We start from the raw sequence: 12,171 nt of genomic DNA, 5'->3' as shown, positions 1-12,171 counted from the left end.
AGGTCGCGGGAAGATTGGGAGCGGCCGAATGAAAAAAATACTTCTCGCTTGCGTCGCCGCAATTTCTTTTGCGTCGGGCGCCCAGTCGGCCGACCTCGGTGTACCGCGCGGCGGCTTGGACACCGTGGTCGTCGCGCCTTCGTTCAACTGGACCGGCTTTTATGCAGGAGCCCATATCGGTCTGAACTCTCTGTCCGGCCGCTATACCTATCTCACGACGCCTTTGCCGGCTCCCATCGACGCCTTGGCGGGACAGCAATTCAGCCGTTCGGCTGGCGGTGTTCTTGGCGGTGTGCAGATCGGGTACAACTGGCAGGCAGCGCCGAATTTGGTCGTCGGTCTCGAAGGCGCGGTGTCGTTGAGCTCAGCGCGGTCCAATTTCCAAAGGCCACTGACCGTCACGCAGTTTGGCGCGCCTGACAACTTCCGGATAGCCAACACGTTCCTCGGTAACGTGGCCGTGCGGGTCGGTTATGCGGCGGGTCGGGCTCTCATCTTTGGCAAGTTTGGTTTAGCCGTGGGAACATTCTCCTTCCGCGAGGCCGACCCAGCTCTAGCGCCAGAAGCCAACTACAACGTCACCAGGGCCGGTCTCCTGCTCGGTGTCGGCGCGGAGTATGCGATCATGCAGAATGTGACCATCAGCGCCGAATACAACTACAATTACTTCGGCTCTTTCGCGACCCGCACCACCGGCCTGGCCTTCGATATCCGCACCCGGGCGGATGTCCACGTCGGCAAGATTTCGATCAACTATCTGTTCTCCACCGGGCCGGCTGCTGTGGTCGCCCGTTACTGAGCGCTCGTCCCGCTACGCGGGATAATGGAGGCGCTCTCGGGCAGTCCTCCTCGTCTGAGGCCAGAAAGCTCATCTGTGACCGGTGGAGCCAGCGCCGCCGCCGACGCATTTTGCAGACCACCGCGGCGGCCGCTGGCCGACTTCGCGCAGATAAAGCCCGACCGTGGCCGGCGAGCCGCAAGTTCCGGACAAGAGCGCGTCAGGGCCGCGCGAAAAGGGCCTGCGATACGACTCCCGCAGGACCAGGCGTTCCGTAGCAACTGCATCCGCACCTAAACGCCGATCAACCAGGTCCAGACCCGTTGCGTCGGAACGGCATTCCGCTGCCAGCAGGACGCTGCGCCGCGGTGGTTCGTCTGCCAAGGACAGCACCGGGCGCTTTCGGCAGCAGGGCCGACGAAAGAAACGGCCAAGATGGGGCGGTCAATGCCTGCGCGGCGGCCAGCGGCGGCGCGCCGCCTCGGCACCTGCCTCAGAGCCGTCACCTGCCGGGCGTCGAACAACTGACGCTGTTTCGGGCTGACGAGGCGGGTCGCGAAGCCCGCCTGACCCGGCGTCAGCGCCGGAAGCCGCCGCCCTGGTCGGAGAGGATGTTGCCGCCCGGGCGCAAGCTCGTGCCGTCGTTGGCGAGGAGCCCGGGGTTGCGGTTGCCGGATCTGATCAGCCCGGCACCGTTGTCGGTGATCAGGCGGTTCTGGCCGGTGGGGGTGACGACCGGGCGCTGCTGGATGGGGGGCTGCTGGACGCGGCCGACGAGTGCCGGCTGTGTCGTGGGACGCGGCGCCTGATAGCCGGGGGCGCCCGGCATGCGGCGGGGATTGTTGTCCCAGGGCGCGCAGCCCGAGACGAAGACGTTCACATAGCCGCCGCAACCGGCCGCCGTAGCGGGCTGGGTCGACGACACGGACGCGACGGCGATGACGGTCAGCGTCCCGGCGAGAGACGCCAGTGACGACCTCGGGGCGTTGAAGCAAAGCATGGCACTATCCTTCGTGATGATCGGGGGAACAGCGGGGTGCCGCGCAGCGGCAGACACCCGCGCTGTCATTGCTGGCGAGGTCGCCCCGGTGCGATGGCCGGGACTGGTCAGGCCGCCGCCGTCAACGCCGGAAGCTGCTGCCGGTGCGGTTGCCGGGGCTGATCAGGCCAGCGCTGTCATTGCCGATGAGGCTGCTGCCGGTGCGGTTGCCCGGGCTGATGAGGCTGCTGCCGGTGCGGTTGCCCGGGCTGATCAGGCCGGCGCCGCCCGTGCCGGCGACGATTCCAGGGCGGGCGTTCGGGTTCCCGACGATGCCGGCGCGGGCGCCGGCGCTGATGCCGGGCTGCGGGGTCGGCCGCGGGGCCTGGTAGCCGGGAGCGCCCGGCATGCGGCGCGGGTTGTTGTCCCAAGGGGCGCAGCCGGAGACGAAGACGTTGACATAGCCGCCGCAGCCGGCGGCCTGCGAGGGCGTGGACGTGCTGGCGGCGCCTGCGACGAGGATCGCGGCGGCGAGCGAGATGTGGCGGGCAGAAATACGCATGACGGTGTCTCCGAAGTGACGTTGGGGCATGTCTTTCTTATAATAGCTCAGTGAGCTTTTCAAGATACCTGCAGATGACATGCCGTTTGCGGCAAGGCATGTTTTGCGCGGGGGCGGTGGATGAGTCGCGAAGGCGGCAGACAGGAACTCTTCGCCGATGGCGCGAAATTCGATCCGAGCCGATGCGCTGGCGCGGCTGTTCGAACAGTCGACCCGGATGGTTCATTCGGCCGGCCATAGCCAGGGGCTGTTTCCGGCCCAGTGGACGGCGCTTCGCTATTTCGCCGCGGCCGACCAGGGCCAGCGCACCGCGATCAGCCTGGCGCGGTTCCAGGGCATGGCCTTCGGGCCGGTGTCGCGGACGGTTCGCACGCTGATCGCCAAGGGATTGCTGCGCAAGGCGGGATCGGCCGGCAAGGGCAGGGCGGAGCTTCTGGAACTGACCGACCAGGGCCACGCCATCCTCGCGAGTGACCCGCTTCTCGCCGTGGTGACGGCGCTGGAGGGGCTCGACGATCCGCAGCGGCTGGCGCTCGCCCTGGCCCTGGAGCAGATCCTGGTGTCGATGCAGCCGCTGGAGACGGCGGACGCCGTCGAGGACTAGGCCGAACGCGCCTCAGGACGTGCGACGATCGCATCGATGGCCCTGACGAGAAGGTCTTCATCGAAGGGTTTGACGAAGACCCGCTCGGCGCCCCAGACCTCGGCGAGGGCACCGGCCGTTTCGATTGTCAGGCGCGGGCCGCCGCCGGTCATGGCGAGGATCGGCAGATCGCGGTTGCTCTCGCGAATGAGCTTGATGAGTTTCAGCCCGTCGATGCCCGCCATCCAGATGTCCGTGACCGCCACCGCGAAGGGGCGGCTCGACAGTTCGGCCAGCGCCTCCTGGGCGGAGGCGACGCAGACCGGGTTGTAGCCGGCCTCGCAGAGGGCCTCGGCCAGCGAGACGCGTACCGCCTCCACGTCGTCGACGACCAGGACGTCAGGTGATGGCGGCATGGGTCGGCTCCGTCCTGGAGGCTGTCGTCGCGGGAACGGCGATGGTGATGCGCGTTCCCACACCGGGTTGGGATTCGATGTCGATCGTGGCCTTCCAAGCGTGAATGATGCCATAGACGATGGGAAGGCCAAGCCCCGTTCCATGGCCGGGCTGCTTCGTGGTGAAGAAGGGCTCCATTGCGCGCTGGCGCGTCTCGTTGTCCATCCCTTCCCCGTTGTCCTCCACCGACAGGACATAGCCGGCCGCGTCCGACCCCTTGAAGCGGACGTCGACATGACCTTCTCCCCGCGTCGCATAAACCGCGTTGGCCACCAGGTTGGTCAGCACCTGGAACGCCTCGTTGGCATCGACCGACGGGCCTGGATCGCCATAGTTCTCGAAGCTGAGGGCGATCTTGTCGGGCAGCATGCTGCGCAGGCTGCGGACCGCGTCGCCCAGAGCCTGTCCCAGCGGCGCGTGACTGTCGGCGCGCGGCGTCGGACGGACGCTGGTCAGGAGGCCCGCGACGATGGTGGCGGCGCGGGTGCCGGATTCGGCCACGATCTCGAGGAGGCGACGGCGATCATCGCCCGCCTCGATGCCGCGGGCGACGCGCCGCGACAGGTTCACGATCGGGTGCAGCAGGTTGTTGATCTCGTGGGCGACGCCGCCGGTCAACTGGCCGATGGCCGCCATCTTGCGCTGCTGGGCGAGGCGCTCCTCGGCCGCGGCTTCGGCCGTATTGTCGGAGACGATGCCACGCAGGCCGCCCGCCGGTCCGGCCGGGCGCGCCCGGAAGACGATCAGCCGATGCTCGAGCCCGCCTGCCGTCACGGGCAGGCTGACGGTGGCGCGGAACTCGGAGCCGGTCGCCAGACTGCCGGCGAGATCGGCCCGCGGGTCGGTCTCGCCACCCTGCTGGATCCTGCCCAGAAACTCGTCGAGCTTCTGTCCCGGCGCGAGGCCGATGGCCTGCGAGCTGGGGCCCGAGGCGAAGGTGATCGTGCCTTGCCTGTCGCACTCCCAGAAGCTGTCGGAGGCGCTCTCGGCGAAGGCGCGCAGGCGCAGGGCGTTGTCCTCGGCTAAGCGGCGGGCCTCGCGCTCGCGGCTCTGGAGATCGATCGCGTTGGCGAAACCGGAGAGCAGGAGTGACAGGGAGGTGGTCAGGTAGTTGACGTTGACGGCGACGGGGTTGGCGCCGATGGCCGGGACGGCGTCGTGCAGCATGCGCAGGATGCCCCCGGCGAACATCGGCCCCCAGCAGGCGATGAAGACGAGCGCCCGGCGTCGTTCCGATCGCCAGGAGAGCGCGACGAGCATCACGCAGAACAGGATCGTGCCGATCCCGATCGGTGCGACGAACCGTCTGAGCGTCAGGTCGTTCATCAGCACCGATGCGACCGCCACGAGCGTCAGACCCAGCATGGCGAATGCCAGCCCGCGCGCCGCCATCGACACGCGCGGGGAATGGGACGCGATCCGCAGGAAGTGCCGGCTGTAGAACAGCGTCATCGCAAAGATGAGGAAGGTGCCGCCGAAGGACATCACGCGCGAGGCAATGATCATTTGGGGCCCGATGATGCTTTCAATGAACCCCTGGTCACCGAGGACGTAGCCGAGATAGGCCAGAACGAGGCCCGACAGCATGGCCGAGGTGGCGTCGCGCGCGACGAGCGCGGCGGCGGCCAGATACATGAACAGCGCGGCGAGAATGCCGAAGACGATGCCGAAGACCAGGTTCTCCGCGCTGCTCGCGCCGAGGAAGTCGAGGTCGGTGTGCAGCCACAGGGAGGCGCGCATCGAGGACGGCGTCTCGATGCGCAGATAGACCGTGCGGCCGGTGACCTCCGCCGCCGGCACCGTCAGCACAGGATAGCGGGTCGCAAAACCCGCACCCACCTGGGGCCTGCCGATGCGCCAGCGCAACTCCTTCCAGCCGTCCTGGTCGGCCATGAAGAGCGACACGTTGCGGATGCGCGGTTCGCGCAGCGCCAGAACCCTCTCGTCGCCGGCTTGCGCGGTGATGGCGGGGACGACGACCCGCAGCCAAAGCGCCGCCGCGGGGGAGGGGCTAGGGCCGTAGTTGGCGGCCCTTCGACCGTCATGGGGCTGGAAGACCACGGTGGAGCTTGGCGCCGTGATGTCGGCGATCGTCAGGCGGCCCGACCGGTCCAGCAGATGATCGGCGAGCGGCCCGATGAACCGGGCCAAGGTCTCCGCCGTGGCATGGGTTGGTCCCGACAGCGCGAGGACCATGAGGCACAGGAGCAGGCGCGCGCCCGATGACAGGGGTATCCGCCAGGCCTCACAGGCACGGCCTGGCCGGCGGCGACGCGGGAAGCGGGGGGATGCGTTGGTCAAGAACAGTGCCGTACAGCGCCGCAACCCGTCCCATACGAGCGGCTCGTTCCCTAAAGGAACATCAAAGCGTCGGATTGCCAATAGGCTTGGGGCTCACTGAGCCTTTCGGTCCCTCCCGCTCACCGCCAGCGGCGGTGCAGCCAGAGCCATTGCTCGGGATGCTCGCGCACCCAGCCCTCGACGATGGAGGTGAGCAGCTGCATCGTCGCCTTGACGTCGACCCGGCCGTCGGCCTCGCGCGGCAGCACGATCTCCTCCGTCGCCTCCAGGCGGAAGCGGTTGCCGGGGAGGCGGATGACGCGGACGCCGTGGACGGGGCAGTCGAACTCGCGGGCGAGGCGTGCGGCGGTCGGGTTGGCCTTGGCGGGCCGGCCGAAGAAGGTCACGTCGACGCCGCGGTGAAGGTGCTGGTCGATCAGCATGCCGACGTGGTTGTTGGCCTCGAGCTCACGGGCGAGCTGGAGGACCCCGCCGCCACCCGAGGCCACCAGCTTGCCCATGGTCTTGCCGCGGATGCGCTGGATGGCGCGGGCGACGAAGCGGTTGTTGGGCATGCGGTACAGGGCGGTGGTGTCGAGCCCGTGGGCGGCGGCGGCCACCGCCGGCATCTCCCAGTTGGCGAGATGGGCGGCGAAGAAGACGGCCGGCTTGCCGTCGTCGCGCAGGCGCTCGTAGAGGGGCACGTCGTCGGTGACGATCCGGCCCTGGTTCGGGCGGGCGGGATCATAGTCCCAGAGGTCGTCCATGCAGGCATACTCGAACGCGGTGCGTCCGAGGTTCTCCCAGACACCGGTGAGGATCGCCTGGATCTCGTCGTCCGACTTTTCGGGGAAGGCCGCCTTCAGGTTGGCGAGGCCCGTGCGGTTCACCGGCAGGAGGCGCCCGATGCGCGGCAGGATGGCGGCGCCGAGGTTGCTCGCCCGGTCGGGACCGAGCGAGCGGATGGCGGCCATGGCGCCGAGCACCAGCATGCCGACGACCCAGTCGAACGGCACCATGGCGGCGGGGTAGTTGTGGCGGATCCAGCGGACCAAGGACCTGCGGCCTTCAGAGGTTCACGAGGATCTTGCCGAAGACCTTCCGGCCCTCCAGCCGGTCCAGCGCCTGGGCGAAGTCGGCCAGCGGCAGTTCGGTGTCGATCACCGGCGTGACCCCCGCCTCGATGCGCTTCAGGCCGTCGGCGATGGCCCGGATGGGGGCGCCGAAGGAGCCGAAGATCTTGTACTGCTGCTGGAACAGCTGCATCAGGTTGAAGGTGATGGTGGCGCCAGAGGTGGCGCCGCAGGTGGCGAGCCGCCCCCCGCGCCTGAGGCAGAAGAGCGACTGGTTGAAGGTGTCGGCGCCGGTATGCTCGAAGGCGACGTCGACGCCCTTCTTCTTCGTGATCTTGCGCACCACGCCCTCGAACCGCTCGGTGCGGTAGTTGATGGCGTGGTCGGCGCCGATGGCGAGGGCCTTCGCGGCCTTCTCGTCGTCGCCCACCGTGGTGATGACGGTGCAGCCCAGGGCCTTGGCGACCTTGATGGCGATGGTGCCGATGCCCGAGCCGCCGGCCTGGACGAGAACCGTCTCGCCGGGCTGGAGCTTGCAGTTGTCGAAGAGCATGTGCTCGACGGTGGAGAAGGTGATCGGGGCGGTGGCGGCATCGCGCAGCGAGACGGAAGCCGGCACCGGCACGACGTGGCGCGCCTCCATGGTCACGAATTCGCGAGCGAAGCCGTCGATGTGGAAGCCCATGATGCCCTGCACGTCGGTGCACAGGTTGTCCTGGCCGGCGCGGCAGAACTGGCAGGTGCCGCAGGTCTTGGCGCCGAACATGGCGACCTTGTCGCCGGCCCTGAAGGACGTCACGCCGTCGCCGACGCTCTCGATGGTGCCGGAAGCCTCGGCGCCCACCACCAGCGGCATCTGGCGCTTGGCGAAGGCCATGCCGCGAAAGCCCCAGACGTCGATGTGATTGAGGGCGACGGCGGCGACCTTGATGCGGACCTCGCCGGGACCAGGGGCGGGGGCCTCTGCGATCTCCTCGATGCGGAGGTCGCGATCACCGTGAAGGCGCAGGGCGCGCATGGGACAGATCCTCTTGCGGGCGGAATGGCCCGAAACGCGGCGGAACACACGGCCGCACCAGCAAAGACTGCAAGGCGCCGGTGCCTAAAGGCCCGGGGCGGGATCGTCAACCGAGGCGGCGCGGGGCGCGGACCCGGCAAGGCCTGGACGGCCTGGAGCCCGTGCGGGCGGCGCCGGAGACGAAGGGTTGATGCGGCAAGCCGCCTCATCTATAGCAGCACCACCCTGTTCGAGGCGCCCCGTGCGGGTGAATGCCTTGTTTCGTGCCGCTTTGATCACCATCTGACGGCCGCCACGGAGATTGCGCTACCATGTCGTCCACCTTCGAAACCGTCTCGAAGATCATCTCGGAAACCTGTGACATTCCGCTGGAAAAGATCACGCCCGAGAGCCACGCGATCGACGATCTCGGTATCGATTCGCTCGACTTCCTCGACATCGCCTTCGCCATCGACAAGGCTTTCGGCATCAAGCTGCCGCTCGAGAAGTGGACGCAGGAGGTGAACGAGGGCAAGGCGAAGACGGAGGACTACTTCGTCCTCGGCGCGCTCTGCGGCAAGATCGACGAGCTGGTCGCCGCCAAGGGCGCCTGATCTCGCGGCCGTTCCGGCGGCGACAGTCCGTTCTGCATGACCGGCCGGGTCCTCCGGCCGGTTTCGTCATCCAACCCCTGTCGAAAGCCTCCCGGCGCGGGAGAACGATCCTCCCATGCGGCTCGAATATTTCCAGATGATCACGCGCGTCGTCGAGTTCGACGCGCAGGCCAGGACCCTGACGGCAGCGGCGGACGTTCCCGCCGAGAGCCCGGTCTTCGAAGGCCATTTTCCCGGCTATCCGCTGCTGCCCGGAGTCCTGATGATCGAGGCCATGGCACAGACCTCCGGCTGGCTGATTCTCGGCCTCAACGGCCTCACCGCCATGCCCTTCCTGGTTGGCACCAACAGCACCAAGATGCGCGACTTCGTGCAGCCCTCGACGCCGCTGGTGGTTCACGCGGAAATGGTCGGCGACGGGTCGGGCTATGCGGTGACGAAGGCCTTCATCACGCGCGCGGGCAAGAAGGTCGCGGAGGCCGAGATCAAGTTCGCGGTCAAGACCTTCCCCGATCCGAAATTCGCCGAAATGATCCGCGAGTGGGGGGAACGTCTCCAGTTCCCGTTCGAGAAGCTGGAAACGGCCTGAAGGGAGTGCATGATGGCGATTGCTCCGGAACGTGAGGCCTGGATCACCGGGATCGGCCTCGTCTCCGCGCTCGGCGAAGGGCTGGACGCCCATTGGGAGGCGCTCCACGGCGACCGCGAGGCCTGGCTGAAGCTCGATTCGACCACCCACGCGCCCTACCAGGTGCATCCTGCCGTCGCGCTCGACCTCGCCAAGCAGATTCCCGACCGCGGCGATCGCCGGCAGATGGAGGGCTGGCAGCGGCTCGGCACCTATGCCGCCGGCCTCGCTCTGGAGAATGCCGGGGTCAAGGGCCAGGATGATCTCCTCGAGACCATGCACATGATCGTCGCCGCGGGCGGCGGCGAGCGCGACTACGCGGTCGACGGGCAGATCCTGTCCGGGCTCGAGGCTTCCAACGAACCCGGCAAGTTCCTCAACGAGCGGCTGATGAACGACCTGAGGCCGACACTCTTCCTGGCCCAGCTCTCCAACCTCCTCGCCGGCAACATCTCCATCGTCCACGGCGTGGTCGGCTCCTCGCGGACCTTCATGGGCGAGGAGATGGCGGGCGTCGACGCGGTGCGCGTCGCACTCGGCCGCTGCCATGCTGCACAGGGCGACATCTTCCTCGTGGGCGGCGCCTATTCGGCGGAACGCCCGGACACGATCCTGCATTTCGAACTCGGTCACATGAACTGGACCAAGCCCTGGGTCCCGGTCTGGGAGCGGCCGAAGCACGGTGGCGGCACCATTCTCGGCTCGGTCGGCGCCTTCCTGGTGATCGAGGCGCGCGAACACGCGGAGAAGCGCGGCGTCAGGCCCATCGCGAAGCTCTCCAAGGTCTCCTCCGACCGCACCCGCCGCAAGGACGGGGATGCCGAGCACTCCATGGCGGTGCAGTGGAACGAGATCTCGCCGGGCCTCATTCCCGGCGCCACGGTGGTCGTCTCGGGCGCCACCGGCGTCAGCGAGGCGGTCGCCATCGAGCGCGACATTCTTGACCAGCGCCGGGTGCCGACGCGGGCAACCGGTTCGGTCCTCGGCCACAGCGTGGAGGCGACCTTCCCGGCGAACGTCGCGCTCGCCGCCATGATGGTGGCGCGCGGCGAGGCGGTGCCGCCCATCGGCGGCTCCAAGGACGAGGCGCGCATGACCCGCAAGGTCAAACAGGCGGTCGTCACCTCCGTCGGGCACTGGCGCGGCGAGGGCATGGCCCTTGTCGAAGCGATCTGAGGAGGGCGCGATGGCTCTGATGAAGGACAAGCACGGCCGCCCGGTCGTCGTCGTCACCGGCATGGGCGTCGTCACCTCGCTCGGCCAGGGCAAGGACGAGAACTGGGCTAAACTGACCGCGGGCCAGTCGGGCATTCACACGATCACCCGCTTCCCCATCGAGGGCCTGCGCACCACCATCGCCGGCACGGTCGACTTCGTGCCCTTCGACAATGCACCGGACCTGACCACCAAGATGGCGGCGCTGGCCGGCGACGAGGCGGTTTCCGAAGCGAAGATCGGCGGCGAGGGCACCTTCCCCGGACCGCTCTTCCTCGGCATGCCGCCGGTGGAGCTCGAATGGCCGCAGCGGCAGGACCTCGCCCGCGCGTCGGCCAAGAGCGCCGACATCACCTATACGGACATCCTCAAGGGCGCGGCGGCGAAGGACTTCTCCGCGATGCAGACGCGCTTCCTCTTCGGCTCGGTGGGCGATGCGCTCGCCGACCGCTTCGGCACGAAGGGTGCGCCGATCTCCATCTCCACCGCCTGCGCCACCGGCGCCACCGCCATCCAGCTCGCGGTGGAAGCGATCCGCCGCGGCGAGACCGAGGCTGCCCTCGTGATCGGCGCCGACGGGTCGGCCAACCAGGAATCCCTGGTGCGCTTCTCGCTGCTCTCTGCGCTCTCCACCCGGAACGGCGACCCGACCGCCGCCGCCCGGCCCTTCTCCAAGGACCGCGACGGCTTCGTCATGGCCGAGGGGGCAGGGGCCCTGGTGCTCGAATCCTACGAGCATGCCAAGGCGCGCGGCGCCACCATCCTCGGCGTGGTCGAGGGCTGCGGCGAGATGGCCGACAGCTTCCACCGCACCCGTTCGAGCCCGGACGGCGCGCCGATCATCGGCTGCATCAGGAACGCGCTCGACGATGCGGGTGTCACGCCGGCCGACGTGCAGTACGTCAACGCCCACGGCACTTCGACACCCGAGAACGACAAGATGGAATATGTCGGCCTCGCGGCCGTCTTCGGCGACCACCTCGCCAAGGTGGCCGTCTCGTCCAACAAGTCGATGATCGGCCATACCCTGTCGGCGGCCGGTGCCATCGAGGCGGTGTTCACGCTGATGACCATCCGCAACGGGGTCATTCCGCCGACCATCAACCACACGGAAGCCGACCCGGCGATCAAGATGGATCTCGTGCCCAATGTCGCCCGCAAGGCGAGCGTTACCCGCGCCATCTCCAATTCCTTCGGCTTCGGCGGGCAGAACGTCTGCCTCGTCCTCGCGGCGGAGCCGGTTTGATGGGGCGCGTCCTCGTCACCGGCGGCGCCAAGGGCATGGGCGCCGCCATCGTCCGGGCGCTGGTTGCGAGCGGCCACGACGTCACCTTCACCGTGCGCTCCTCGGGTGATGCCGCCGAAGCGCTGGTGGCCGAGCTGAAGGCCTCCCATCCCGACCGCGACGTCGCGATCGCCACCCTCGATCTCGCCGACAAGGCGGCGGTGGAAGCGTTCTGCGCGACCCTCGAGAAGGGCGAGGCGCTCTACGGCCTCGTCCACAATGCCGGCCAGCCCTACGACCAGCTCGCCGCGGTCATGGACCAGGCGAAGGCCGAGGCTGTCATGCAGATCAATTTCTTCGCCTTCACGCGTCTGGTGAACGCCGTGGTGCGCCCGATGATGCGGGCGCGGACCGGCCGCATCGTCGCCATCGGGTCGGTAACGGCGGAGCGCTCCAACCAGGGCAATGCCGCCTACGGCGCCTCGAAGGCGGCGCTCGCCGCCTATTGCCGGACGCTTGCCATCGAGAGCGCCAAGCGCGGCGTCTCGGTCAACGTCGTCGCCCCCGGCTTCGTCGATACCGACATGATGGCCAAGTATGCGGACTATCGCGAGAAGATGGAGAGCCAGATCCCGGCCGGCCGTTTCGCCCGGCCCGAGGAGATCGGTGGGCTCGTCGCCTATCTCCTGTCGCCGCTTGCAAGTTACCTGACAGGCGCTACGATTTCGATCGATGGTGGACTGACAGCTTCCATGGGGCTGCAGAGATAAGACAGCTCCAG

At 68.0% G+C, this 12,171-nt stretch carries 13 protein-coding genes; 7 read left to right on the top strand and 6 right to left on the bottom strand.

What is annotated here, in order from left to right; all coding sequences use genetic code 11:
* The first annotated feature begins 28 nt into the window (after positions 1 to 28).
* Positions 29 to 799: an outer membrane protein gene (locus tag ACT6XY_RS02360; RefSeq protein WP_444746721.1), complete on the top strand. Its 771-nt coding sequence runs from the start codon at positions 29 to 31 to the stop codon at positions 797 to 799.
* Between the two features lie 556 nt (positions 800 to 1,355).
* Here ACT6XY_RS02360 and ACT6XY_RS02355 read toward each other — a convergent pair.
* A complete protein-coding gene (locus tag ACT6XY_RS02355; RefSeq protein WP_444746720.1) occupies positions 1,356 to 1,778 on the bottom strand; it encodes a hypothetical protein in 423 nt (140 codons plus the stop codon).
* A gap of 121 nt (positions 1,779 to 1,899) precedes the next feature.
* Positions 1,900 to 2,319: a hypothetical protein gene (locus tag ACT6XY_RS02350; protein WP_444746719.1), complete on the bottom strand. Its 420-nt coding sequence runs from the start codon at positions 2,317 to 2,319 to the stop codon at positions 1,900 to 1,902.
* 157 nt (positions 2,320 to 2,476) lie between these two features.
* Between ACT6XY_RS02350 and ACT6XY_RS02345 the strand changes: the two genes are divergently transcribed.
* On the top strand, positions 2,477 to 2,923 hold the full coding sequence (locus tag ACT6XY_RS02345; RefSeq protein ID WP_444746718.1) for a MarR family winged helix-turn-helix transcriptional regulator: 447 nt from the start codon (positions 2,477 to 2,479) through the stop codon (positions 2,921 to 2,923).
* On the opposite strand, the gene ACT6XY_RS02340 is transcribed toward ACT6XY_RS02345, so the two are convergent.
* The 4 genes from ACT6XY_RS02340 to ACT6XY_RS02325 all read right to left on the bottom strand — a co-directional run bounded on the left by ACT6XY_RS02340 (position 2,920) and on the right by ACT6XY_RS02325 (position 7,729).
* A complete protein-coding gene (locus tag ACT6XY_RS02340; protein ID WP_444746717.1) occupies positions 2,920 to 3,318 on the bottom strand; it encodes a response regulator in 399 nt (132 codons plus the stop codon). The two genes, ACT6XY_RS02345 and ACT6XY_RS02340, sit on opposite strands and share 4 nt — an antisense overlap.
* A complete protein-coding gene (locus tag ACT6XY_RS02335) occupies positions 3,302 to 5,509 on the bottom strand; it encodes a sensor histidine kinase (protein ID WP_444746716.1) in 2,208 nt (735 codons plus the stop codon). The genes ACT6XY_RS02340 and ACT6XY_RS02335 overlap by 17 nt, the downstream gene beginning before the upstream one ends.
* Positions 5,510 to 5,778: 269 nt before the next feature.
* Positions 5,779 to 6,693, bottom strand: coding sequence for a lipid A biosynthesis lauroyl acyltransferase (locus tag ACT6XY_RS02330; RefSeq protein WP_444746715.1), 915 nt, complete (start codon positions 6,691 to 6,693; stop codon positions 5,779 to 5,781).
* A 13-nt stretch (positions 6,694 to 6,706) separates the two neighbouring features.
* Entirely contained in the window at positions 6,707 to 7,729 is a 1,023-nt protein-coding gene (locus tag ACT6XY_RS02325) for a zinc-binding dehydrogenase (RefSeq protein ID WP_444746714.1), read from the bottom strand.
* A 311-nt stretch (positions 7,730 to 8,040) separates the two neighbouring features.
* Between ACT6XY_RS02325 and ACT6XY_RS02320 the strand changes: the two genes are divergently transcribed.
* From ACT6XY_RS02320 to ACT6XY_RS02300, 5 genes are all read left to right on the top strand, one after another.
* Positions 8,041 to 8,322 carry an acyl carrier protein gene (locus ACT6XY_RS02320; protein ID WP_106748888.1) on the top strand — a complete coding sequence of 94 codons (282 nt, stop codon included), beginning with the start codon at positions 8,041 to 8,043 and terminating at the stop codon, positions 8,320 to 8,322.
* A gap of 115 nt (positions 8,323 to 8,437) precedes the next feature.
* Positions 8,438 to 8,911, top strand: coding sequence for a 3-hydroxyacyl-ACP dehydratase FabZ family protein (locus ACT6XY_RS02315; RefSeq protein WP_444746713.1), 474 nt, complete (start codon positions 8,438 to 8,440; stop codon positions 8,909 to 8,911).
* Positions 8,912 to 8,920: 9 nt separating this feature from the next.
* On the top strand, positions 8,921 to 10,126 hold the full coding sequence (locus ACT6XY_RS02310; protein WP_444746712.1) for a beta-ketoacyl-ACP synthase: 1,206 nt from the start codon (positions 8,921 to 8,923) through the stop codon (positions 10,124 to 10,126).
* Positions 10,127 to 10,136: 10 nt separating this feature from the next.
* Positions 10,137 to 11,411: a beta-ketoacyl-ACP synthase gene (locus ACT6XY_RS02305; RefSeq protein ID WP_444746711.1), complete on the top strand. Its 1,275-nt coding sequence runs from the start codon at positions 10,137 to 10,139 to the stop codon at positions 11,409 to 11,411.
* A complete protein-coding gene (locus ACT6XY_RS02300) occupies positions 11,411 to 12,160 on the top strand; it encodes an SDR family NAD(P)-dependent oxidoreductase (RefSeq protein ID WP_444746710.1) in 750 nt (249 codons plus the stop codon). Before ACT6XY_RS02305 ends, ACT6XY_RS02300 begins: the two co-directional genes overlap by 1 nt.
* The last annotated feature ends 11 nt before the right edge of the window (positions 12,161 to 12,171 follow it).

This window comes from Phreatobacter sp. (assembly GCF_052440005.1).
Lineage (GTDB): Bacteria > Pseudomonadota > Alphaproteobacteria > Rhizobiales > Phreatobacteraceae > Phreatobacter.
Note: the sequence above shows the minus strand (reverse complement) of the source record. Positions and strands in the feature narration are given on the sequence as shown.